The organism is Gemmobacter serpentinus, from assembly GCF_008973825.1.
In the GTDB taxonomy this organism is placed as follows: domain Bacteria; phylum Pseudomonadota; class Alphaproteobacteria; order Rhodobacterales; family Rhodobacteraceae; genus Gemmobacter; species Gemmobacter serpentinus.
The window spans coordinates 148,832-171,565 of record NZ_WCHR01000017.1; the positions used below are offsets into that span (position 1 = coordinate 148,832).

Sequence of the window (22,734 nt, forward strand, 5' to 3'; positions counted from 1 at the left end):
CTTGCCGCCCCCGGTCTGGCTCGGCTAGGCTGCCGGCATGAGCCAGCCAATCCTGCAAGCCCGCCTGCCGTTCTACCCATGGATGGATCCGCGCACCGCCCGCCTGCCCGGTATCTTGCCGGTGGAGGGCGATGACTGGCTGCGCGTCGATGAGGCCTATGCCGGGCAGATGGCAGAGCGCGACATGCGGATCGCGACACAAGAGGCTGCGGTGCACGCCCTGCTGCCAGAGGCCGGGGCCGCCGCGCAGGAATTGCTGGATGCGGTTCTGGTCAAGATCGCGGGTCTTGGCGGCTTTCAGATCAGCCCCGACCGGGTCATCCGCCCCGATGGTGTCGGCGTGGCGCTGGATCGCACCCATCCCTTGCGCACGGCGGGCCTGCTGGTGCAGGAGGATCTGTGTCTGTTGCAGCATGACGGGCTTGAGCATTGCCTGACCGGCGCGATCCTGTGCTTTCCAGCCAGTTGGACCTTGGCGCAAAAAATCGGGCGGCCGATGACCACGATCCATGTGCCGGTCACACCCTATACCGAGGATGTGGCCAAGCGGGTGCAGCGCCTGTTCGACGCGATCCGCCCGGAACAGGCGCTGTGGCGGATGAACTGGCTGCTTTATGATGAATTTGCGCTGTTCCAGCCAAGGCTGGAAGGGGTGGCGCGGCCCCGTCCGGTGGAAAACCTGTTCATCCGCTGCGAGCGCCAATGCCTGCTGCGCCTGCCGGTCAGCCGGGCGGTGGTGTTCTCGATCCATACCTATCTGGTGCGGGTCGCCGATCTTCCGCTTGAGGCACGCGACAGCCTGATGGCCGCCGCGCATTGACGGGCCTCAGGCCAGATCTGCCGGGGCATCCACCCTCTGGGCCGAGATCAGCAGCGCGCCGTGAAAGCTGCGCGCCGACAGCCGCAGCGGCAGGGCCGGGCGGTCGAGCAAGGCCGCATCGGGCTGCCATTCGCCGGCCGGGAACAATCGTCCGAATTGCAGGCGGCGCATGGCCTTCGGGCCCGCCTCGGTCTGGGCGGCCTCAAGGGCGGCGCGGCTCGGAAGGCGGGCAAATTCATGCTCGGGCAGATCAAGGTCGAGCGGATGGTCACCATGGCGCCAAAGCGCCGCCGCATCCGGTGCGCGGGCCAGCAGGCGCGCCGCCAGATCGGCACAGATCCGGCGCAGCTGCGCCAGCCGGGCCGGCAACGCGGGCTTCGCCGCCTCTGGGTCGCTGCCGACCGCGAGCAGCAGCGCGCCCGCATGGCCATGCTGCGGGCGTTCGCTGACCGCGACCATCAGCCTTGCATGGCCGATCTCGAACACGGCAATCTCGTCACTGTCCCAACGCAGGCGGAAGCCGTCAGGCCAGCTTTGCGTCAGCCGCGCCTCGGCTTCGGCCAGCAGATGGGCAAGGCTCAACTCTGGCTGATCGGGGAACAGCAGGACGGCGATTGTGGTATCGGTCATCGGGTCAGGATCGGTTCCTGCTGGCGGCAATTTGTCGGGCATGGCATTGAGTGTGGCATCTGGCGGGCTGTCGGGTGGCACGCGCATGGCGGGAGCTTTCGTCGGAGTTGAAAACAACCTGACGGCGAATTGTGTCCGAAATTCGGCCAATGCTGAAAATCGACGCAACCGCGCAGCGGGCTGCAGGCCTTTGCGCGACATCCTGCCAGGTTTCAGGCGCAGTCTATGCAAAAGGGCGCCACAGGGGCGCCCTTTCCGTCCTCAAACCAGCTTGGCTCAGGCCAGAACCAGATGCGGCACCCCGTCAGAGGTGGCGCTGACCGAACGGCCATCTGCCGCGATGGTGCTGCGGATCCGCCGACGGGGCGCCTCGAACAGCGCCGAGCGCGAGACGTTGATCGGTTGATCCAGCTGGATCTCGATCTCGGTCAGCGTCGCGCCCTTGCGGCGCAGGCCATGAATGCGGCCCTCGAAGGGCTGGCCCAGATAGCGCCCGCGCACATGACCGCCAAGCTGCCAAGCGGCGGGGCCATCCTCGGCCCGCGGCTTTTGCAACTGCGCCGACATGGTGTTCCAATCGGCAAAGCCCGCGCTTTGCGCCAGCATCTCATAGGCCCGGGCCAGCGGCACGGACTGGCCGTTTTCGCCCATAAGGGTGCTCAGCCGTTTGGCCTGTGCCTTGGCCTGGGTCAATTGGGTGGTATGCGTCGTCATGATGAAGTCTCCACGGGGGAAGATCCCGCCGCTCCGGTGCCTGCATTGCCGAAGTGTCACCCCCGAAAGATGTGACATGGTCCCGGAACTTCACCAAAGGTTTTCACCCGCAGGCGGCTGGCGTCCGGCGCCGATGCGTCAGATGGGGTCTGCAGGGCCGGCTGTCAAGGGGACTGCGGCGGGGCTGCGGCGGGGCTGCGCCGCCCCCAGAGGGCCGCGCAGCATATGGGCAGGCACCGCGAGTGGCCCCGAGGCGGCGAAAGACGGATTGGCCAAAGACGGATTGCCCGGGGAAACAGCCTGCCACAGAGCGGGGAGAAAGATCGGGCGAACGGCACGCAAAGAACCCTGGGCCGGATGAAAGACCAGACTGAAAGCAGACCGGGCCGAACGGAGACTGGGCCGAACGGCGAGTGAGCCGAATGCAGAAAGGTCCGGTCGAGAAATGAAGCCAGATGAAGACGGGGCCAGATGATGAGGAAGCAAGACGAAAGATCTGGCCCGATGATAGACCGGGCTCAGCGACAGGCCAGGCTTTAGAAAGGCCGGGCTCGGCGAGAGACCGCATTCTGCGAAAGGGCGGAAGCAGAGGCGCGATCGGAGCAAACCTGCCACCACCCGCCGTCGGATTGTGGCCGTCCGATCGCCAAAGCCCATCTTTCCCCAGCCATCCTCCCCCCAAAAGGAAAAGGGCGCCCGAAGGCGCCCTTTGGCTGTTGATCGAAAGATCCGATCAGCAGGAATAATACATCGCATATTCGACCGGGTGGGGCGTATGCTCATAGGCATAAACCTCTTCCCATTTCAGGCCGATATAGGCTTCCAGCTGTTCCTTGGTGAACACGTCACCGGCCAGCAGGAAGTCCATGTCTTTTTCCAGCTCTTCCAGCGCCTCGCGGAGCGACCCGCAAACCGTCGGGATCGCGGCCAGTTCCTCGGGGGGCAGATCATAGAGATCCTTGTCGGAGGCCGGGCCCGGATCGATCTTGTGCTTGATGCCGTCAAGGCCGGCCATCATCAGGGCGGCGAAAGCCAGATAGGGGTTCGCCGACGGATCGGGGAAACGGGCTTCGACACGCTTGGCTTTCGGCGATTCGGTCCACGGAATACGGACACAACCCGAGCGGTTGCGGGCCGAATAGGCGCGCAGAACCGGGGCCTCGAAGCCGGGGATCAGGCGCTTATAGCTGTTGGTCGACGGGTTGGTCAGCGCGTTCAGCGCCTTGGCGTGCTTCAGGATGCCGCCGATGAACCACAGGGCTTCCTGCGACAGATCCGCGTATTTGTCGCCTGCAAACAACGGCTTGCCGTCTTTCCAGATCGACATGTTGACATGCATACCGCTGCCGTTGTCGCCCTTCATGGGCTTGGGCATGAAGGTCACGGTCTTGCCATAGGCATGCGCCACATTGTGGATCACATATTTGTATTTCTGGATGTTGTCGGCCTGTTCGACCAGACCACCGAAGATCATGCCCAGCTCGTGCTGGCAGGTCGCGACCTCGTGGTGGTGCTTGTCGACCTTGATGCCCATGCGCTTCATGGTCGAGAGCATCTCGCCGCGCAGATCCTGCGCCTCGTCGATCGGGTTGACCGGGAAGTAGCCCCCCTTGTAACCCGCGCGATGCGCCAGGTTGCCGCCGCCGATTTCGGCATCGGTGTTCCAGGCAGCCGCTTCGGCGTCAAGCTGGAACGACACTTTGTTCGGGGCAACCGAATAGCGCACGTCGTCAAAGATGAAGAATTCGGCCTCCGGGCCAAAATAGGCGGCATCGCCCACGCCGGAGGACTTCAGATAAGCCTCGGCCTTTTTGGCGATCTGGCGCGGGCAGCGGTCATAGGCTTCGCCGGTATCCGGCTCGACCACGTCGCAATGCACGCAAAGGGTTTTCTCGGCATAGAAGGGGTCGATATAGACCGAGGTCGCATCGGGGATCAGCTTCATGTCCGACTGGTCGATCGACTTCCAGCCCGCGATGGAGGATCCGTCGAACATGAAGCCTTCTTCGAAGAAGTCTTCGTCGATCAGGTCCACCACGATGGTGACGTGCTGGAGCTTGCCTTTCGGATCGGTGAAGCGAACGTCGACATATTCGACTTCCTCGTCCTTGATCAGTTTCAGAGCATTCGCAATCGCGCTCATCATGCTGCCTTTCGGTTGGGGTTTTGCGGGTCTGGCCATTGCGGGCCGGTGTGAGCTGTGATGTCAGGGCAGGGCGCGGATTTTCGTCGAAAATCCGTGACCCCGCGGCCGGATCAGATCGCGTCGTCGCCGGATTCGCCGGTGCGGATGCGGATCGCCTGTTCGACGGGGGAGACGAAGATCTTGCCATCGCCGATCTTGTCGGTGCGCGCGGCCGAGATGATCGCCTCGATCGCGGTGTCGACCATATCATCCGACAGGACGACCTCGATCTTCACCTTGGGCAGAAAGTCCACGACATATTCGGCACCACGGTAAAGCTCGGTATGGCCTTTCTGGCGACCGAACCCCTTCACCTCGGTGACGGAAAGGCCCTGGATGCCGGCTTCCTGCAGGGCTTCCTTCACCTCGTCCAACTTGAAGGGCTTGATGATCGCTTCGATCTTCTTCACCTTTCGACCTCCCCGTAACGTGACCTGTGACATCTGTCGCGGTCCAGTGACCACTTCCCCGGCGGCGCGACAATCGGCTAGGCTGGCTGGCATGGCCGCGCGGGTCGGGAAAACCGGGTGATTGCCTAATATATGTGCATATTGCCGCCTATTGGGGCGGTATTGGAATCCAAAAGCTGCAAAACATGCCTGAATTGCTGACCTCTGCCCAAATGCGCGCCGTTGAGCGTGCGGCCATCGAATCCGGCGCAGTCACTGGGCTGGAGCTGATGGAGCGTGCCGGGCGCGGGGTGGTGGCGGCGATTCTGGCCGAATGGCCGGAGCTTGAGCGGGGGCCGTCCGTCGCGGGGGACAGCCCCGGGGCGCTGCCCCGGACCCCGGGATATTTGGGAACAGATGAGGGGGCATTGCGGGCGGCTGTGCTTTGCGGGCCGGGCAATAATGGCGGCGACGGGTTCGTGGTGGCGCGGCTGTTGCGGGAGCGCGGCTGGGAGGTGCATCTGTTCTTCCATGGCGAGCCTGACCGCCTGCCGCCCGATGCGCGGGTGAATTATGAACGGTGGCAACAGGCTGGTGGCAAGATTCTCGGCTATTCGGAGCTTATTGAGGCAACTTGTGTCGGGTTTGACGGCTATGCGCTGATCGTCGATGCCCTTTTCGGCATTGGTCTCTCCCGCCCGCTTGATGCCTGTTGGCGCGCGGCGTTCGACAGACTCCACTGGCATCAGGATGGGACGAAGGCGATTGCCATCGACATTCCATCCGGGTTCAACAGCGATACAGGCCAGGTTGTTGAACACCCGCCCGAGTATCTGGCGCAGACCAGCTCTTGCGAGGACCCGCAGCAGATTGCCTTCTTCGACATGACGGTCACGTTTCATCGCATGAAAGTGGCACATGGCGTGCCTGAATGCGCGCGTCACTGCGGCAAGATCATCGTCGTCGATCTGGGGTTGTCGGATGGCTGAACCTGCGCGTCTCGGTCCCGAGGGGATCCGGCTTGACCTTTTGGCGAAGCCACAAGGGCACAAGTTCACTCACGGCCATGCCCTGATCCTTTCGGGTTCCATGGGCCGTGGCGGGGCGGCGCGGCTGGCGGCGCGCGGCGCGCTGCGGATCGGGGCGGGGCTGGTGACCATTGCGGCCCCGCCGGATGCCATGGCCGAACATGCAGCGCAGCTCAATGCCATCATGTTGCGTGAGGTGGCCGGGCCAGAGGCGCTGACCGAAGCCCTTTCCGACAAGCGCATCAATGCGCTCTGCCTTGGACCGGGGCTGGGGGTGGCGCGGGCGGCGGCGCTGCTGCCCGTGGCCTTGCGGGCGGAACACGGAGCCTGTGTCGTGCTGGATGCCGATGCGCTGACGGCCCTGGCAGGTATGGGCGACCTTGCGGCATGGCTTTCCCCCCGCTGCATCCTGACACCCCATGCGGGAGAATTTGCCCGGCTGTTCCCCGATCTTGCCGCCAAACTGGCCGAACCCGCGACCACCGGACCCGCCTATTCCAAACTGGATGCCACACGCGCGGCCGCTGCGCGGGCGGGCTGCGTGGTACTGTTCAAGGGGGCCGATACCGTCATTGCCGCCCCCAATGGCGATGCGGCCATCAACGCCGCCGTTTATGACCGCGCGGCACCCTGGCTTGCCACCGCAGGTTCGGGCGATGTGCTGGCGGGGTTCATCGCCGGCTTGCTGGCGCGCGGCTTTGATCCCTTTGCTGCCGCCTGCACCGCCGCCTGGCTGCATGTGGAGGCTGCGCGCTGCTTTGGCCCGGGATTGATTGCCGAGGATCTGCCGGAAGAACTGCCGAAGGTGTTTCGCGCGCTTGGGATCTAAGCTGGCCCCGAACGTGACGGTCCCTGAATGGCAAAGGCCGCCCGGTCGGGGCGGCCCTGCAAATCAATGATCGGGAGCCGGATCAGACCAGCTCGACCGCCGGAGCGATGGCCAGTTCCAGACCACCGGCATAGATCACGACATGGCTGTCGAAATCGAGCGCATAGAAGGCGGCGGGGCTGGTCTCTTCAAAGCGGATATATTCGCCATCGACCAGACGAGAGGCCTCGATCACCGCCTGATCGCAGCCTTTCAGTGCCTTCGCGCGCCAGTCGCGCACCAGAATGCGGGTATCGGCCGAGATCACCATATCTTCTTCGGGCTGTTCGATCCCGATGGCCGAGGCCGAGACACGCACCATTTTCGGGGCCGCCACCTCGCGCAGACCCAACAGCACACGGGCACCGTCGCGGGTCACGATCCGGTCGCCGGCGCGCAGCGCCTCGACCGGCAGGGCACCTTTCAGCGTGAGCACGGTGGTGCCGGCAGTCAGGGCGGTCAGGCAGGCGGTATCATGCGCAAGGGCGCCGAGGCTCTCGGGGATCATGGTGTGACCTGTGTGTTTTTGCTTCTGCTCTTTTCGGGGCAGAATATGGCAGGAATGGGCCGGGGGCGAGGTCTTTTTCCGCGCAGGCCCGCCACATTCCGGCCACAGGTGCCGCAATTGCCGGGGCGCCGCCAGCAGGGATTAGGGCCGGAAACCGGAAATGCGGCTGCGCATGCGCCATTTGCCCTGCGGATTTGTGCCATAAATGCGGCCAGAACCGACCCGACGCGCGGCATGATCCATTCCCCGAAATGGGCCCCGATTTGGGCCATGTGACAGCAAGGTCACGGGACAAGATTTTTCCCTCGCTTCCCGCGCGGGGCTTTGCTAGAAGGGCGCGGATTTTCAGGGCGCGACAGGCCTCTCAGGGGGCGTGCCGCGTGTTGGAGAAGCGGGTGTGGCGAAATTGGCAGACGCACCAGATTTAGGTTCTGGCGCCGCAAGGCGTGGGGGTTCAAGTCCCTCCACCCGCACCAGAGATGTGAAAAGGACGGAACACGCATGCAGGTCACCGAGACCCTGAACGAAGGTCTGAAGCGCGGCTACACCATCACGGTGACCGCCGCCGAGCTGGACGCAAAGGTCCAGGCCAAACTGGTCGAGGCGCAGCCCGAGATCGAGATGAAGGGCTTCCGCAAGGGCAAGGTGCCGATGGCCATACTGCGCAAGCAATTCGGTCCGCGCCTGATCGGCGAAGCGATGCAGGAAGCCATTGACGGTGCGATGCAATCGCATTTCGAGGCCTCCGGCGATCGTCCGGCGCTGCAGCCCGAAGTGAAGATGGTGGGCGGCGAGGACTGGAAAGAAGGCCAGGACGTCGTGGTCGAGATGTCCTATGAGGCGCTGCCGCCGATCCCGGATCTGGATGCCTCCAACGTGACGCTGGAGCGTCTGGTGGTGAAGGCCGATCCGGCCGCCGTTGATGAGGCGCTGGCCAATCTGGCCGATAATGCCAAATCGTTCGAAGACCGCAAGAAGGGCTCCAAGGCCAAGGATGGCGATCAGGTGACGATCGATTTCGAGGGCTTCATCGATGGTGAGGCTTTCGAGGGCGGCAAGGGCGAATCCTATCCGCTGGTTCTGGGGTCGGGTTCCTTCATCCCCGGCTTTGAAGAGCAACTGGTCGGCGCCAAGGCCGAGGATGAGGTCGAGGTCAAGGTTTCCTTCCCTGAAAACTATGGCGCCGCGCATCTGGCAGGCAAAGAAGCCCTGTTCAAATGCAAGGTCCATGCGGTGAAGGCCCCGAAAGCGGCTGAGCTGGACGACGAACTGGCCACCAAATTCGGTGCCGAGTCGCTGGAGGCTCTGAAAGGTCAGATCGCCGAGCGTCTGGAAGCAGAATACAAAGGTGCGGCCCGCGCCGTGCTGAAGCGTTCGCTGCTGGATCAGCTGGACGGCCTGGTGAAGTTCGACCTGCCTTCGAAGCTGGTGGAAGCCGAAGCCGCGCAGATCGCGCATCAGCTGTGGCACGAAGAAAACCCGGACGTGCATGACCATAATCATGGTCATGTCGAAGCGACCGACGAGCACAAGAAGCTGGCCGAGCGCCGCGTCCGTCTGGGCCTGCTGCTGGCCGAAGTGGGCCGCAAGGCCGACGTGACCGTGTCGGATCAGGAAATGACCCAGGCCGTGCTGAACGCCGCCCGTCAATATCCGGGCCAGGAACGCGCCTTCTTCGAATTCGTGCAGAAGAATGCCCAGATGCAACAGCAACTGCGCGCGCCGATCTTTGAAGACAAGGTTGTCGACCTGATCGTGTCGGGTGCCAAGGTCAGCGACAAGGAAATCTCGAAAGAGGATCTGCAGAAGGCCGTCGAGGCGCTGGACGAGATCTGATCGGAATTTTCGATCTGAAGAACGGGGCCGCGCCGAAAGGTGCGGCCCTTTGCTTTCCGGGCGGGGCGACATGCGTTCCGGCCCGTCGCAGGGCGTGGGGTCAGGCCCGGCCGCGGCGATTCATTCGGGCGATGCAGCTTGGCTGAGCGGATCGGCGATATCGGGATATGATCCCGGGGATAGGGCGAAAAGGTTTCGGGGGGCCGGCCATCGGATTGTCACCCGCATGACTGTCAGGCCAGGCCAGGCCGGGTCGCACCGGGGCGCAGGTGCAGATGAGGGCGGCGCGCCCGCGCCCGCACCGGTCGCCGCCCTGATGTCGCAGGGGCCTGTTCCGCCGTGCTGAACCATCAATCAATACAGGGCCTGGCGCGGCAGCCGGGGCAGAGGTCGGTCGCCGCCGCTGGTCAGGCCAATGCGGGGCTGCGGCTTTCCACCCGGCGTTCCTGCGCCTCGCGCCACAGCACGACCAGGCCCGATCCGACAATGATGACGATCCCGATCCAGGTGCTGCCATCCGGCCAATCGCCCCAGAATGTCCAGCCCCAGACCAGCCCCCATAGAAGCGCGGTATATTCAAACGGGGCCAGCACCGGCGCAGGCGCGATGCGGTAAGCCTGATTGAGCAGCGTCAGGCCAAGCGCGGCGATCACCCCACAAGAGGCCATCAGCCCCATATCGACCCAAGACGGCATCACCCAGCCGCGCGCCAGAAAGCCGATGCTCGGATGCAGGTCGGCACTGTTCCAGGTGCCACGCCCGAAGATCAGCGACAGCAGCAGGGCCAGCGTCAGAAAGACCAGATTGCCATGGAAGGCCAGGGCCGCCGCACTGTGCTTGGCCCCCTGCATCCGCGCCAGGATCATCGAAAAGGCATAGGCGACGCCCGCCAGCACCGCAAGGATCGCGGCCAGATCAACCGGCGCCGCGTCGGGGCGCAGGATGAACAGCATCCCCAGAAAGCCGAAGCCAATGGCAAGCCAGCGCGGCAGGCTGACCCGGTCTCCCAGCATGAAGACGGCAAAGACCACGATCATCAGGGGAGCCGAGAAATAAAGCGCGATGGTGGTGGCGATCGGCATGGCAGGCAGCGCCAGATAATAGCAGGTATAGGCGGCAAAGCTGACAAAGCCGCGCATCACCATCTGGGTCCAGCCCGGTGCGAACAGGCTGCGCGCGCCGCCCGCAGCGACCGCCAGCGCAAACAGCAGGGGGGCTGCTGCAAGGCTGCGCAGCACCATGGCCTGATGCAGCGGATAATCCCCTGACAGCCGTTTCAGGATCACATCCTGAAGCGAAAACACTGCAATCCCCGCAACAAGGCAGAAGACACCCAGCAGGGCGGAGTTGCGGCTTGGCATGGACGGAATCCTTGGGCGGAAGGGCGCGATGCGGGCGAAACTATGCGCCCTGTTGCCGAATGCTGATCCGGCTGCGACATATCTTGCCGTATTCAGGATGTCAGCGGCAGGCAAGCACCTGTGGCACAGGTCAAAGGCCAAGCACCGCATAGCATTGGCGCAGCAGATCCGGCCCGATGCGATCCGCCATGGCGGCGTGAACGGGGTGCAGCACTGAGACGAAGGCTGCGCGTTCGGAAGGCGTCATCTGATGAAACTGTGTGGTGCCTGCCGCCTGCATCGCAATCAGCGCCTGGGCGTTCTCGTCGCGCGCGATCGAATTGCCATGCAACGTGGCCTCGGCCACCGCCTGTTCCAGCTGGTCGCGCATCCGCCGGTCGAGCCGGTCCCAGAAGCCGCGATGGACGATCAGCGCATAGCCCAGATAGCCGTGATCGGTCAGCACCGCATGGCTTTGCACCTGATGCATGTTCTGGGTGAACATGTTGGAGGGCGGATTTTCCGTGCCATCCACCAGCCCGGCTTGCAGCGCCTGAAAAACCTCGGAGAACGCCATGACCTGCGGCAGCGCACCAAGGGCTGTCATCTGCGCCTCCAGCGTGCGTGAGGCCTGAATGCGCAGGATCAGCCCTTTGAAATCTGCGGGCGTGACCAAGGGACGGTTGGCCGAGAACAGCTTGAACCCGTTATCCCAATAGGCAAGCCCGGTGATGTCGCGCGTGGCAAGCTGGCCCAGCAGATCGCGGCCGATCGGGCCATCGGTCAGGCGGCGCAGCGCCGCATGGCCATCGATCAGGAAGGGCAGATCGAATAGCTCGAATTGCGGCAGGCCCAGCAGACTGAACTTGGCAAGCGAGGGGGCGAGCATCTGCACCGCGCCAAGCTGCAGCGCCTCCATCTCGTCCTTGTCCTTGTAAAGCTGGCTGTTGGGATAAACTTCGACGACCGCCGCACCCTCGGTATAGGCAGCGGCGAGGTCCGCAAATTTCTGTGCGGCCTTGCCCTTGGGCGTATCGGGGGCCACGACATGGCTGAATTTGATGGTGACGGGTGCTGCCCGCAGCGGCAGGGGGGCCGCCAGCCCAAGCGCCGCAGATCCCGCGACCAGACCAAGGCGGCGGCGGGTGATCGTCTTGCGGATTGTGGCGGGGGCGTCTGGCATCATCTCTCCGGCTATGGGGGGATCTTAGGGGGGCGATCTCATCCCGGCTCATCTTGCCACCGCCGGGCGCGGATCGCTATGGTGCAAACGCAATCTTGAACCGGCGGGAGGGGCCGAGGCTGGCACGCAAGCGCATCGATAGGCCGGTTTCCGGGCATGACGCCTGGAATGCGGCGGGGGATCTGCCGCGCCGCCGCGACCTGCTGTCGCTGGTGCCGCTGGCGGCGATTGTGGCGCTGGTCGCGGTGGTGGGGCTGCTGGTCTGGCTGGTGACGCGCAACGAGGCCGAGCAGCTGCGCATGAAGCTGGCGACGGACGCGCTTTGGGTCGAACAGACCCTGCGCTTTCAGCTGTCGGTGGATGAGGATATGCTGACCCGTCTGGCGCTGGACGCGGCGAATGGCACGGAACAGGACCTGCTGGATGCACGGGCGCGGTTGCACATCGCCTCGAACCCCGAGGTGCTGTCGATCAACTGGTATGACGCCGCGGGCCGCCTGATCCGGGTCTTGCCCGGGGGCGGTGTAGGGGATGGCGATCTGATCCGCCGGGTCGGACGGGCGTCGGGCTTGTCGCGCCCGGTCTATGGCGCGGTCGATGCCGCGGGCCGGGTCAGCATGGCGATGCCGCTGGAACAGGGGGCGGGCCATGTCGCGGTCACCCTGTCGCTGCCTTTGATCCTGGAACGCCATGTGCCGTGGTGGATCGCCGAACAATATGGCGTGCAGTTGCGCGACAGCGGCGACCGTCTGCTGGCGGAACGGCAGCGGCTGGCACCGCCGCAGGGCAACCCAAGCCACGCGATCAGCTTTGACCCGCCGCTACCCGGCACCATGCTGCGCATCACCGCCTATGATCCGCCGACCGCCGGGCGCACGGCGCTGTTGTTTGGTGCCATTGCGGCGCTGGCGGGCTTTGCGCTGCTGGCGCTTTTGGTGCTGGCGCGCAGCGCACAGCGCCGCCGAAGCGCCGAGATGCGGCTGCGCGGCGAGACCGCTTTCCGCCGCTCCATGGAGGAAAGCCTGACTGTCGGTCTGCGGGCCAAGGATCATTCCGGACGCATCCTTTATGTCAACCGCGCCTTTTGCCAACTGGTCGGATTCGAGCCGGAGGAACTGGTCAGCCGGGACCCGCCGATGCCCTATTGGGATCCGGCGCATCTGGCCGAAACCGAGGCGCGCCACCGCCAGTTGCGCGAAGGTGCTCTGACCAGCCAGAGCTTCGAGACCCGCTTTCGTCACCGCGACGGCCATGAGATCGAGGTGCAGGTCTATGAGGCGCCGCTGATCGATGCATCGGGGGTGCATCGGGGCTGGATGGGATCGGTCATCGACATCACCGAGACCAAACGCGCGGCGCGCCTTGCCCGCGCGCAGGATGAGACCATGGCCCGCACGGGGCGGCTGGTCACCCTGGGCGAGATGGCCTCGACCCTTGCGCATGAGCTGAACCAGCCGCTATCGGCGATCGCGTCCTACAGCGCGGGCATGTTGAACCTGCTGGAGCGCGGCAATCCCGATCCAGGGATGCTGCAAGCGGCAACGGGCAAATTGGCGCAGCAGGCCAGCCGCGCGGGCCATATCATTCGCCGCATTCAGGATCTGGTGAAGAAACGCGAGCCGAAACTGTCAGAGGTCGTGCTGCGCGAGGTGATCGCTGAAACCGTGGGCTTTCTGGCCGCTGACGCGCGCGAGCACCGGGTGCGGCTCGTGACCGATATGGGCACGCAGCCGGTGCCGCCGGTCGCGGCGGACCGCATCTTGCTGGAACAGGTGCTGATCAATCTGATCCGCAACGGGATGGAGGCCATGGCCGAGACCCGCCATGGCGATGCGGTGACCATCCGCCTGGCGCGGGACGAAGATCAGGCGGTGATCGAGATATCCGATCAGGGTGCCGGCATTGCGCCGGAGCTGGAGGCGCGGCTATATGATGCCTTTGCCTCGACCAAGGCGCAGGGCATGGGGATGGGGCTGAAAATCTGCCGCTCCATCATCGAACTGCATCGCGGGCAATTGGCGCATCACGCGCAAGCGGGGGGCGGCACGCTGTTCCGCGTCACGCTGCCGCTGATGCCGGAGGAGGAGGCACAATGAGGGATCCGGGCACCGATGGGGTGATGATCGACATCGTCGATGACGAGGAGACGATCCGCGATGCGCTGTCCTTTCTGCTGGCTTCACGCGGGCTTGGGGCGCGGGGCTGGGCCTCTGGCGAGGAGTTTCTGGCGGCCCAACCGCTGGAGGATGGTGCCTGTGTCATTCTGGATGTGCGGATGGGTGGGCTGTCTGGCCCCGAAGTGTTCGAACGGCTGCGCGCGATGGGCAGGCTTGTGCCGGTGATCTTTCTGACCGGCCATGCCGATGTGCCGGTCGCGGTGCAGACGCTTAAGGCAGGCGCCTTTGATTTCGTGGAAAAGCCCTTCAACGACAACCAGATCGTCGATCTGGCGCTGCGCGCCATCGAGGCGCATCGGCTGGCCGAGGCATCAGCCGCGGTGCGGCGCGATCTGGCGGCGCGGCGGGCAACCCTGTCCGCACGTGAGGATGAGGTGATGCGCGCCATGCTGAGCGGGGCCCTGAACAAGCAGATCGCCGATCAGCTGGGCATTGCCATACGCACGGTCGAGGTGCATCGCGGCCGGGTGCTGGCCAAGATGGGTGTGCGCAACGCGATCGAACTGGCCGCCATGCTGGGCGGCGAAAGCTAAGTGCCACGGATTTTCGTCGAAAATCCGCAAGTCACGAAAATTCGACGAATTTTCGGCCTTCAAGGCTGTGGTCATTCAAGCAAAAGGCCCGGGGCTTCCCCCGGGCCTATGTCGCAAGACGTGATCAAGGATCATTCCTTGAAGCGTTCCACATAGGAATTGTCTTCGGTGTTGATCACGATCTTGGTGCCCGATCCGATATGCGGCGGCACCATGACGCGCAGACCGCTATCGGTCATCGCGGGCTTGTAGGACGAGGAGGCGGTCTGCCCCTTCACCACCGGCTCGGTCTCGGTGATCTCCACCACGATCTTTTGCGGGAATTCGATGGCAATGGCATTGCCCTCAAAGGTTTTCACCCAGCAGCGCATACCTTCCTGCAGATAGACCTTGTTGTCGCCAACGACATCGGCACCCACCACGATCTGCTCATAGGTCTGCGGCTCCATGAAGTGATAGCCTTCGCCATCTTCATAGAGGAAATCATATTCATATTCGTCGACATGGGCGCGTTCGACCTGCTCGGTCGTGCGCCAGCGCTCCGACACCTTCACCCCGTCCGAAATGCGGCGCATATCGACCTGGGTCACCGGGGTGCCTTTGCCGGGATGGACGTTTTCGACGATGAGAATGGCATAGAGGCGGCCGTCGATATCGACGACATTGCCTTTGCGCAGGCTGGAGGCGATGACTTTGACCACGGAACAATCCTTGTTTATGTCGTGTCGCATCGGGTGAGGGCTTGGCCTGAACCCATGCGCGATTGCGCCGCTCTTAGCGGGAAGCGCGTATGATTTCCAGCCAAAAGAGGCGCAAATGACCGGATCGACAGTGGAGTGGTGGAGACCCGAGATCCATGAGGGCAGGCGGCCCGCGCTTCTGGCCCGCAACCGCATCCAGGGCGCGATCCGGCTTTGGCTGGCACAGAACGATTTTCTGGAGGTCGATCCAGCCGCCCTTCAGGTCAGTCCCGGCAATGAGGCGCATCTGCATGGCTTTGCGACCGAAATGATCGGCCATGACGGGCAGGTGCGGCGGATGTATCTGCACACTTCGCCGGAATTTGCGATGAAGAAGCTGCTGGCGGCGGGCGAGACGCGGATCGCGAGCTTTGCGCACGTCTGGCGCAACCGCGAGCGCGGGCAGCGCCACAGCCCCGAATTCACCATGATGGAATGGTATCGCGTCGGCGAGGATTACACGGTGCTGATGCGCGATTGCGCCGACCTCATGCGCCTTGCGGCCGAACAGGCGGGCACGAAACAGCTGCGCTACCGCGATGCGGTTTGTGATCCGTTTGCCGAACCTGAGCGCCTGTCGGTGGCCGAGGCCTTCAGCCGCTTTGCCGGGATCGACCTGCTGGCCACGATGGACGGGCAGGGCGAACCTGACGCGGTTTTGCTCGCCGCGCAAATGGATCAGGTGGGCATCCGTCGCGCGGCGGATGATACATGGTCCGACATGCTGAGCCGCGTTCTGGTCGAAAAGGTCGAACCCCATCTGGGCCATGGCGTGCCGACCATTCTGGATCTTTACCCTTCGGCCGAGGCCGCCCTTGCGCGGCGCGCGCCGGATGATCCTCGGGTGGCCGAACGGTTCGAGCTTTACGCCTGCGGGGTGGAACTGGCCAACGGCTTTGGCGAATTGACCAACCCGCAGGAACAACGTCGCCGCTTCGCTCTGGAAATGGATGAAAAGCAGCGCGTCTATGGGGAACGCTATCCGCTGGACGAGGATTTTCTGGCAGCCCTTGCCCTGATGCCTGCGGCCAGCGGCATCGCGCTCGGATTTGACCGGCTGGTGATGCTGGCGACCCATGCGCCGGGGCTTGACCATGTGATCTGGACTCCGGTTGCGTAAATATATGCGCAACCTCTGGTATTGGCCGCGCATTGCCCCTATCTTCGCCTGATCCTGCCGGCCCGGCCCGGTGCTTCCCCCTGAAAGTCAGATGTATCTTGAAATCGCGATTGTCGTCCTGCTCACCCTGGTGAACGGAGGCTTGGCGATGTCCGAACTTGCCATTGTCTCGGCGCGCACGGCGCGCCTCAAGGTTATGGCGGACAAGGGATCGAGTGGCGCACGCATCGCCATGGGGCTTGCCGAAAACCCGGGCCGCTTCCTGTCTTCGGTGCAGATCGGCATCACGCTGGTCGGCGTCTTGTCGGGGGCCTTTTCGGGGGCCACGCTTGGTGCGCGTCTGGTGGATACGCTGATGGCCTCGGGCGTCTCGCCTGCCCTGGCGCAGCCTCTCGGCGTGGGTTCGGTCGTTGTTGCCATCACCTATCTGTCGCTGATCGTCGGGGAACTGGTGCCCAAGCAGATCGCGCTGCGTGCGCCAGAGGCGACGGCGGCCCGCGTGGCCCCGGTCATGCTGTGGATCGCGCGCCTGGCCGCGCCGCTGGTCTGGCTGCTGGATGTGTCGGGCAAGACGGTGCTGCGGATCCTGGGCCAGTCGGGTGACAGTGGCAATGCGATGTCCGACGAAGAGGTCAAGCTGGTCATTGCCGAGGCTGAAAGCGCCGGGGTGATGGAACGGGGAGAGACCGCGATGATCGCAGGCGTCATGCGCATCGCCGACCGTTCGGCGCGCGGCTTGATGACGCCGCGCCACGAGGTGGAATCGGTCGATGTATCCGATACCGCCGCCGCCGTGATCCGCCTGTTCCGCGACAGCCGCCATTCGCGCCTGACACTGACCGATGGCGGACCGGATATGGTGATCGGGGTGCTGCACGCCCGCGACTTCCTGGGGCTTGGGGCCTCGCCGCGCGGCACGGTGGATCTGCGGGCGCTGATGATCGAGGCGCCGGTGGTTCATGAGGGCCTTGGGGCGCTAGAGGTGATCGAGGCGCTGCGCCGCTCGCCCGCGCATATGCTGCTGGTCTTTGATGAATACGGCCATTTCGAGGGTGTCATCACCCCCATGGATGTGCTTGAGGCGATCACCGGAACCTTCGATGACGTGGCCGATGATGAGCCCAAGGTCGTGGAGCGCGAGGATGGATCCTTCCTGATCGCGGGATGGATGCCGGTCGATGAATTTGCCGATCATCTGGGGCTGACGCTGCGTGCGGATGCCGATTTCGAAACCGTCGCGGGCTTCGTGCTGGATGTGGCGGGCGAGTTGCCGCAGGTCGGCCAGTCGGTCACCGAACAGGGCTGGCGCATCGAGGTGGTCGATCTGGACGGGCGTCGCATCGACAAGGTGCTGGTCTCGCGCGTCAGCTGATCCTGCGCCGGTTCGATTCCGCGCCGTTTCGATTGTCAGAAAGGGCGGCCTTCGGGCCGCCTTTTTGCTGCTTTGCGGGGCTGTTGCCCAGGCTTGCGGCGTTGCTGCACTGCAGCAGGCGATGCCCTGCCGAGCCGCCCGGATTTCCCTAGGGAAACAAACCCTTGCAGCATGTTTTTGCTAGACAGGTGGCGGGGCGCATGTGATCGTCACGGCAATCGAGGGTATCCGGGGCCCAAGACGCAAGCCCCGCCCTCCGAGGGACACCATAATGGGAGGAGTTATATGGATCGTCGTTCATTCCTGACCAAAGCCGCGATTGGTTCGGCCGCAGCCGGGGCACTTGCCGCACCCGCCTTGGCCCAGGCCGCGCCGAAAGTGACCTGGCGTCTGACCTCATCCTTCCCGAAATCGCTGGATACGATCTATGGCGGTGCCGAGACGCTGTCCAAGCGTCTGGCCGAGGCCACGGATGGCAATTTCCAGATTCAGGTCTTTCCCGCAGGTGAACTTGTGCCGGGCCTTCAGGCGGCCGATGAAGTAACCGCAGGCAATATCGAGGCCTGCCATACGGTTGGCTATTATTACTGGGGCAAGGATCCGACCTATGCCCTGGCGGCGGCGGTGCCGTTCTCGTTGTCGGCGCGCGGCATCAATGCCTGGCATTACCATGGCGGCGGCATCGATCTTTACAACGAATTTATGGCGACCCAGAATATCTTCGCGCTGCCCGGCGGCAATACCGGCGTGCAGATGGGCGGATGGTTCAGCAAGGAAATCAACACCGTCGAGGACATGAAAGGTCTGAAGATGCGGGTTGGCGGCTTTGCCGGCAAGGTGATGGAACGCCTTGGCGTGGTGCCGCAACAGATCGCCGGTGGCGACATCTATCCGGCATTGGAAAAGGGCACGATTGACGCCGCCGAATGGGTCGGCCCCTATGATGACGAGAAGCTCGGCTTCTTCAAGGTCGCGCCCTATTACTACTATCCCGGCTGGTGGGAAGGCGGTCCGACCGTCCATTTCTACTTCAACAAGGCGGCCTATGAGGGGCTGACACCTGCCTATCAGGCGCTGTTGCGGTCGATCTGCCAGGGTGTCGATGCCGACATGCTGCAGAAATACGACTTCAAGAACCCGACCGCGATCAAGAGCCTGGTGGCCAATGGCGCGCAATTGCGTCCGTTCAGCCCCGAGATCCTGAGCGCCTGTTTCGAGGCCGCCAATGCGGTCTATGCCGAGATGGAGGCGACCAACGCGCCCTTCAAGAAGATCTGGGAATCGATCAAGGCCTTCCGTTCCGAGAACTACACCTGGGCACAGATCGCCGAATATAACTATGACACCTTCATGATGATGCAACAGAACGCGGGCAAGCTGTAAGCCCCCCTGATCTGTCTGAAACGCCTGAACCCCGGCCGCAAGGCCGGGGTTCTTCTTTTATCGCTGCCGCAAGCGGGCGTGGTTTGGCACCCGGTTCCCAAGAGGGGGGTGCGGCAGCCCTTGCCCCCGGGGCGCAAGGAAAAGGCCCCTCCGACTGGAGGGGCCTTTTGGCTTCATACCGTACCGGCTCAGTTCGCCGGTTGCCCGAGGTTGGGTTGACCAAGGTTCGGCTGGCCAAGGCTGGGCTGGCCAAGGTTCGGTTGACCGGGTTCAGGGGCCGGGGCACCACCAAGATTTGGCTGACCCAGACCACCGCCCAGATTGCCGGGCTGACCCAAGCCGCCGGGCTGGCCGAGCCCGCCACCCAAGCCGCCGCCACCCAATCCGCCGCCGCCAAGTGACGGCATCTGGGGCAGGGTGATCGTCACATTCGATGTGTCGACCGGCGGCCCCTTGTAATGCATCACCATGGATGGGAAGGCGATCACCACCACGACCATGATGAGCTGGATCACCACGAAGGGCACGGCCCCCCAATAGATCTGGCCCGTGGTCACCGGCTCGGTCCTGCGGCCGGTCACTTTGTCGATGAAGGCCGATTTCGGCGCAACCGATCGCAGGAAGAACAGCGCAAAGCCGAAGGGCGGGTGCATGAAAGAGGTCTGCATGTTCACGCCCAGAATGACCCCCAGCCAGATCAGATCGATGCCAAGCGCCTCGGCAGGGGCCACCAGCAAGGGCACGATGATGAAGGCCAGCTCGAAGAAGTCGAGGAAGAAGGCCAGCAGGAAGACGAGGATCGAGACCACGATCAGGAAGCCGGTCTCGCCGCCGGGCAAGGATGTCAGCAGATGTTCGACCCAGAGATGGCCGTTCACCCCGTAGAAGGTCAGCGAGAAGACCCGCGCGCCCAGCAGGATGAACATCACAAAGGCCGAAAGCCGGGTGGTGGCGGTCAGCGCCTGGCTGATGACGCCATAGTTCAACCGGCCCTTCATGCCCGCCAGGAACAATGACCCGACTGCCCCCATCGCGCCGCCCTCGGTGGGGGTGGCGATGCCGAGGAAGATCGTGCCCAACACAAGGAAGATCAGCGCCAGCGGCGGGATCAGCACGATGATGACCTGCTGTGCCAGCCGCGACATCACGCCGGTTTTCAATCCGCGATCTAGCAATGCCAGCACATAGATCACCAGCACCCCGACCGTGAAGCCAAGGATATCGGCATTGCTGCCCTGCGTCGGATAGAGCCAGACATGTGCGCCATAGGAAATGGCACCGCACAGCACCAGCGCCACCAGAAGCGAGGTGACGCCAGAGCCGAGCGTGCGTGCCTCGGGCGGCAGGGCCGGCATGGAATTCGGACGCAGGATCGACATGATCAGGACGTAGGCCATGTAGAAGCCCGTCAGGACGAGGCCGGGGATCATCGCGCCTGCATACATATCGCCCACCGACCGGCCAAGCTGGTCTGCCAGCACGATCAGCACGAGACTGGGCGGGATAATCTGGGCCAAGGTGCCAGAGGCGGCAATCACCCCCGACGCTAAGCTGCGGTCATAGCCATAACGCAGCATGATCGGCAAGGAGATCAGGCCCATGGCGATGACGCTTGCGGCAACGACACCCGTGGTGGCCGCAAGCAGCGCGCCCACGATGATCACGGCGTAGGCCAGGCCACCCCGGATCGGCCCGAACAGCTGACCGATCGTGTCCAGCAGATCCTCCGCCATGCCGGAGCGTTCCAGCACGATGCCCATGAAGGTGAAGAAGGGTATGGCCAGCAATGTCTCATTCGACAATACCCCCCATAGCCTGTTGGGCATTGTATTGAGCAAGGGCCAGCTGAGGTTGATCGCCCCATCTGAAGCCGGTGCAAGCCAGACCCCGATGACGAAGAACAACAACCCGTTTGCCGCCAGTGAGAAGGCCACCGGATAACCCATAAGCAGGAACACGATCAGCGACAGGAACATGATCGGCGCGAGATTGAGCGCAATGAATTCGATCATTTCGAAAGCTCCTCCTTCAGCGCCTCACCCTCGGCCTCGGCCGCGGCATGGGCAGAAACGAAGGGGTTGGGATCCTCGATCACGCCGCGCATCACGGCGACTTTCTTGATGATCTCTGACACGCCCTGCAGCCAGAGCAGCGAAAAGCCGATCAGCAGCAGCGCCTTGGCGGGCCAGATCGTCAGGCCACCCGCATTGGTCGACACCTCGCCCGAGGTATAGGACCGCCAGACCCATGGCACGAAATACCAGATCATCAGCGTGACGAAGGGCATCAGGAACAGCAGGTGTCCCAACAGGTCGATCCAGTGCTGTTTCGGGCGCGACCACAATCCGTAGACGATGTCGATGCGCACATGTTCGTTCTGTTTCAGCGTATAGGCCGCCGCAAGCAGAAAGGCCGCGCCGAACAGATACCATTGCAGCTCAAGCCAGGAATTTGATGAGGTGTGGAATATCTTTCTGATTATGGCATTGCCCGCACTGACCAGCACCGCGATGAAGATAAGCCAGGCGACCGCCTTGCCGATGATCTCATTCATGCGATCGATCCCGGAGGAGACCGCAAGCAGTGGTTTCATGTATGTAACCCCCGTAATTGGCGCTTTGTTTGCGCGCTTCGTGGTTTTGGCAAGGACGCGACACGCAGTTCTGCCCGGTTTCCCGAGATGCCGTTCCTCCCCAGAATCTTTTCAAGGATTTTTTACCGGAAACCAAGTGGAACCTGAGGGAATGCGTCTTGTTCGGCATGGGCCGCGTCGGAACGGGGGGCTGTGCCTTGAGTTCCGTCCCGGCTGGTCCTAGAACTTGCACAAGTGCCAAGCCCGCGGCGAAGTGACAGAAGGATGCCTCCCATGCCCGTCTATAGCGATCTTGCCAGCTCCATCGGTCATACGCCGCTGATCCGCCTGCGCAAAGCCAGCGAGATCACGGGGTGCGAGATTCTGGGCAAGGCCGAGTTTCTGAATCCCGGCCAGTCGATCAAGGATCGCGCGGCGCTTTACATCATCAAGGATGCGGTGGCGAAGGGCCTGCTGAAACCCGGCGGCACGATTGTCGAAGGCACGGCGGGCAATACCGGCATCGGTCTGGCGCTGGTTGGTGCCTCGATGGGATTCCGCACGGTGATCGTGATCCCGGAAACCCAGAGCCAGGAAAAGAAGGACATGCTGCGCCTTGCGGGCGCAGAGCTGGTTCAGGTGCCGGCGGCCCCTTACAAGAACCCCAACAATTATGTGCGCTATTCCGGTCGTCTGGCCGCAGAGCTGGCGAAGACCGAGCCCAATGGCGCGATCTGGGCCAATCAGTTCGACAATACGGCCAACCGTCAGGCCCATATCGAGACCACCGGCCCCGAGATCTGGGAACAGACCGGCGGCAAGGTCGATGGCTTCATCTGCGCCGTGGGCTCGGGCGGCACGCTGGCGGGTGTCGGCATGGCGTTGCAGCCCAAGGGCGTGAAGGTCGGTCTGGCCGACCCGGAAGGGGCGGCGCTGCACAGCTTCTATACCGAAGGCAAGTTTGACGCGCCGGGCTCCTCGATCACCGAGGGCATCGGTCAGGGCCGCATCACCGCGAACCTTGAAGGCTTTACCCCCGATTTCAGCTATCGCATCACCGATGCCGAGGCGCTGCCGATCGTCTTTGATCTGCTGTCGGAAGAGGGCCTGTGCCTTGGTGGATCTTCGGGCGTGAATGTGGCGGGCGCGATCCGCATGGCGCGCGAGATGGGGCCGGGCCATACCATTGTCACGGTGCTTTGCGATTACGGCACGCGCTATCAGTCCAAATTGTTCAACCCGGAGTTTCTGCGCGACAAGGGGCTGCCGGTCCCGGAATGGCTGGCCCGCGGGGCGCGCGCGATCCCCGAGGCCTATGCCGACGCATGAGCCGCAA

The 22,734-nt window shown here is 63.5% G+C and carries 18 protein-coding genes, 1 tRNA gene and 1 pseudogene; 10 read left to right on the forward strand and 10 right to left on the reverse strand.

The window, feature by feature from the left end:
• Positions 1-37 precede the first annotated feature (37 nt).
• The gene (locus GBJ34_RS10940; protein WP_226341129.1) at positions 38-820 is read left to right on the forward strand and encodes a heme-dependent oxidative N-demethylase family protein; all 783 of its coding nucleotides are present in this window, start codon (positions 38-40) and stop codon (positions 818-820) included.
• Between the two features lie 6 nt (positions 821-826).
• Here the strand turns inward: GBJ34_RS10940 and GBJ34_RS10945 are convergent, their stop codons facing one another.
• The 4 genes from GBJ34_RS10945 to GBJ34_RS10960 all read right to left on the reverse strand — a co-directional run bounded on the left by GBJ34_RS10945 (position 827) and on the right by GBJ34_RS10960 (position 4,759).
• Positions 827-1,450: a hypothetical protein gene (locus GBJ34_RS10945; protein ID WP_151719304.1), complete on the reverse strand. Its 624-nt coding sequence runs from the start codon at positions 1,448-1,450 to the stop codon at positions 827-829.
• 276 nt (positions 1,451-1,726) lie between these two features.
• A complete protein-coding gene (locus GBJ34_RS10950) occupies positions 1,727-2,164 on the reverse strand; it encodes a glyoxalase superfamily protein (RefSeq protein ID WP_151719305.1) in 438 nt (145 codons plus the stop codon).
• 733 nt (positions 2,165-2,897) lie between these two features.
• Entirely contained in the window at positions 2,898-4,307 is a 1,410-nt protein-coding gene (gene glnA, locus GBJ34_RS10955) for a type I glutamate--ammonia ligase (RefSeq protein WP_151719352.1), read from the reverse strand.
• A gap of 113 nt (positions 4,308-4,420) precedes the next feature.
• Entirely contained in the window at positions 4,421-4,759 is a 339-nt protein-coding gene (locus GBJ34_RS10960; protein WP_151719306.1) for a P-II family nitrogen regulator, read from the reverse strand.
• Positions 4,760-4,944: 185 nt separating this feature from the next.
• On the opposite strand from GBJ34_RS10960, the pseudogene GBJ34_RS21220 reads away from it, so the two are divergent.
• A pseudogene (locus GBJ34_RS21220) lies at positions 4,945-6,595 on the forward strand (NAD(P)H-hydrate dehydratase).
• Between the two features lie 82 nt (positions 6,596-6,677).
• On the opposite strand, the gene GBJ34_RS10970 reads toward GBJ34_RS21220, so the two are convergent.
• On the reverse strand, positions 6,678-7,142 hold the full coding sequence (locus GBJ34_RS10970; protein ID WP_151719307.1) for a Hint domain-containing protein: 465 nt from the start codon (positions 7,140-7,142) through the stop codon (positions 6,678-6,680).
• 391 nt (positions 7,143-7,533) lie between these two features.
• On the opposite strand from GBJ34_RS10970, the gene GBJ34_RS10975 reads away from it, so the two are divergent.
• Positions 7,534-7,618, forward strand: a tRNA-Leu gene (locus tag GBJ34_RS10975).
• A 25-nt stretch (positions 7,619-7,643) separates the two neighbouring features.
• On the forward strand, positions 7,644-8,978 hold the full coding sequence (gene tig / locus GBJ34_RS10980; RefSeq protein ID WP_151719308.1) for a trigger factor: 1,335 nt from the start codon (positions 7,644-7,646) through the stop codon (positions 8,976-8,978).
• A 407-nt stretch (positions 8,979-9,385) separates the two neighbouring features.
• Here tig and GBJ34_RS10985 read toward each other — a convergent pair whose 3' ends face one another.
• Together GBJ34_RS10985 and GBJ34_RS10990 are read right to left on the reverse strand one after the other, a co-directional pair.
• Complete coding sequence (locus GBJ34_RS10985) at positions 9,386-10,339, reverse strand: DMT family transporter (RefSeq protein ID WP_192931194.1); 954 nt, start codon at positions 10,337-10,339, stop codon at positions 9,386-9,388.
• A gap of 130 nt (positions 10,340-10,469) precedes the next feature.
• Positions 10,470-11,501, reverse strand: a complete 1,032-nt coding sequence (locus GBJ34_RS10990; protein ID WP_151719310.1) for a DctP family TRAP transporter solute-binding subunit — start codon at positions 11,499-11,501, stop codon at positions 10,470-10,472.
• A gap of 95 nt (positions 11,502-11,596) precedes the next feature.
• Here GBJ34_RS10990 and GBJ34_RS10995 point away from each other — a divergent pair, with 95 nt between their 5' ends.
• Complete coding sequence (locus GBJ34_RS10995) at positions 11,597-13,597, forward strand: PAS domain S-box protein (RefSeq protein ID WP_226341130.1); 2,001 nt, start codon at positions 11,597-11,599, stop codon at positions 13,595-13,597.
• Positions 13,594-14,211: a response regulator transcription factor gene (locus GBJ34_RS11000; RefSeq protein WP_226341131.1), complete on the forward strand. Its 618-nt coding sequence runs from the start codon at positions 13,594-13,596 to the stop codon at positions 14,209-14,211. Before GBJ34_RS10995 ends, GBJ34_RS11000 begins: the two co-directional genes overlap by 4 nt.
• A gap of 131 nt (positions 14,212-14,342) precedes the next feature.
• Here the strand turns inward: GBJ34_RS11000 and efp are convergent, their stop codons facing one another.
• Positions 14,343-14,942, reverse strand: coding sequence for an elongation factor P (gene efp / locus GBJ34_RS11005; RefSeq protein WP_151719311.1), 600 nt, complete (start codon positions 14,940-14,942; stop codon positions 14,343-14,345).
• Between the two features lie 85 nt (positions 14,943-15,027).
• On the opposite strand from efp, the gene epmA reads away from it, so the two are divergent.
• From epmA to GBJ34_RS11020, 3 genes are all read left to right on the forward strand, one after another.
• On the forward strand, positions 15,028-16,071 hold the full coding sequence (gene epmA / locus GBJ34_RS11010) for an EF-P lysine aminoacylase EpmA (RefSeq protein ID WP_151719312.1): 1,044 nt from the start codon (positions 15,028-15,030) through the stop codon (positions 16,069-16,071).
• 91 nt (positions 16,072-16,162) lie between these two features.
• On the forward strand, positions 16,163-17,443 hold the full coding sequence (locus GBJ34_RS11015; protein ID WP_151719313.1) for a hemolysin family protein: 1,281 nt from the start codon (positions 16,163-16,165) through the stop codon (positions 17,441-17,443).
• A gap of 285 nt (positions 17,444-17,728) precedes the next feature.
• On the forward strand, positions 17,729-18,826 hold the full coding sequence (locus GBJ34_RS11020; RefSeq protein ID WP_151719314.1) for a TRAP transporter substrate-binding protein: 1,098 nt from the start codon (positions 17,729-17,731) through the stop codon (positions 18,824-18,826).
• A gap of 188 nt (positions 18,827-19,014) precedes the next feature.
• Here GBJ34_RS11020 and GBJ34_RS11025 read toward each other — a convergent pair whose 3' ends face one another.
• Together GBJ34_RS11025 and GBJ34_RS11030 are read right to left on the reverse strand one after the other, a co-directional pair.
• Positions 19,015-20,838, reverse strand: a complete 1,824-nt coding sequence (locus GBJ34_RS11025) for a TRAP transporter large permease (RefSeq protein WP_151719315.1) — start codon at positions 20,836-20,838, stop codon at positions 19,015-19,017.
• Complete coding sequence (locus tag GBJ34_RS11030; protein WP_151719316.1) at positions 20,835-21,419, reverse strand: TRAP transporter small permease subunit; 585 nt, start codon at positions 21,417-21,419, stop codon at positions 20,835-20,837. Before GBJ34_RS11030 ends, GBJ34_RS11025 begins: the two co-directional genes overlap by 4 nt.
• Positions 21,420-21,692: 273 nt before the next feature.
• On the opposite strand from GBJ34_RS11030, the gene GBJ34_RS11035 reads away from it, so the two are divergent.
• Positions 21,693-22,727 (forward strand): cysteine synthase A, encoded by a 1,035-nt coding sequence (locus tag GBJ34_RS11035; protein ID WP_151719317.1) that lies wholly within the window; start codon positions 21,693-21,695, stop codon positions 22,725-22,727.
• The last annotated feature ends 7 nt before the right edge of the window (positions 22,728-22,734 follow it).

What these genes read in the sequence shown, in the direction of transcription:
- GBJ34_RS11035 (WP_151719317.1), top strand. Translation starts at nt 21,693, where the DNA reads ATGCCCGTCTATAGCGATCTTGCCAGCTCCATCGGTCATACGCCGCTG.
- GBJ34_RS10970 (WP_151719307.1), bottom strand. Translation starts at nt 7,142, where the DNA reads ATGATCCCCGAGAGCCTCGGCGCCCTTGCGCATGATACCGCCTGCCTG.
- GBJ34_RS10985 (WP_192931194.1), bottom strand. Translation starts at nt 10,339, where the DNA reads ATGCCAAGCCGCAACTCCGCCCTGCTGGGTGTCTTCTGCCTTGTTGCG.
- glnA (WP_151719352.1), bottom strand. Translation starts at nt 4,307, where the DNA reads ATGAGCGCGATTGCGAATGCTCTGAAACTGATCAAGGACGAGGAAGTC.
- GBJ34_RS11000 (WP_226341131.1), top strand. Translation starts at nt 13,594, where the DNA reads ATGAGGGATCCGGGCACCGATGGGGTGATGATCGACATCGTCGATGAC.
- GBJ34_RS11030 (WP_151719316.1), bottom strand. Translation starts at nt 21,419, where the DNA reads ATGAAACCACTGCTTGCGGTCTCCTCCGGGATCGATCGCATGAATGAG.
- efp (WP_151719311.1), bottom strand. Translation starts at nt 14,942, where the DNA reads ATGCGACACGACATAAACAAGGATTGTTCCGTGGTCAAAGTCATCGCC.
- GBJ34_RS11025 (WP_151719315.1), bottom strand. Translation starts at nt 20,838, where the DNA reads ATGATCGAATTCATTGCGCTCAATCTCGCGCCGATCATGTTCCTGTCG.
- epmA (WP_151719312.1), top strand. Translation starts at nt 15,028, where the DNA reads ATGACCGGATCGACAGTGGAGTGGTGGAGACCCGAGATCCATGAGGGC.
- tig (WP_151719308.1), top strand. Translation starts at nt 7,644, where the DNA reads ATGCAGGTCACCGAGACCCTGAACGAAGGTCTGAAGCGCGGCTACACC.
- GBJ34_RS11015 (WP_151719313.1), top strand. Translation starts at nt 16,163, where the DNA reads ATGTATCTTGAAATCGCGATTGTCGTCCTGCTCACCCTGGTGAACGGA.
- GBJ34_RS10945 (WP_151719304.1), bottom strand. Translation starts at nt 1,450, where the DNA reads ATGACCGATACCACAATCGCCGTCCTGCTGTTCCCCGATCAGCCAGAG.
- GBJ34_RS11020 (WP_151719314.1), top strand. Translation starts at nt 17,729, where the DNA reads ATGGATCGTCGTTCATTCCTGACCAAAGCCGCGATTGGTTCGGCCGCA.
- GBJ34_RS10950 (WP_151719305.1), bottom strand. Translation starts at nt 2,164, where the DNA reads ATGACGACGCATACCACCCAATTGACCCAGGCCAAGGCACAGGCCAAA.
- GBJ34_RS10990 (WP_151719310.1), bottom strand. Translation starts at nt 11,501, where the DNA reads ATGCCAGACGCCCCCGCCACAATCCGCAAGACGATCACCCGCCGCCGC.
- GBJ34_RS10940 (WP_226341129.1), top strand. Translation starts at nt 38, where the DNA reads ATGAGCCAGCCAATCCTGCAAGCCCGCCTGCCGTTCTACCCATGGATG.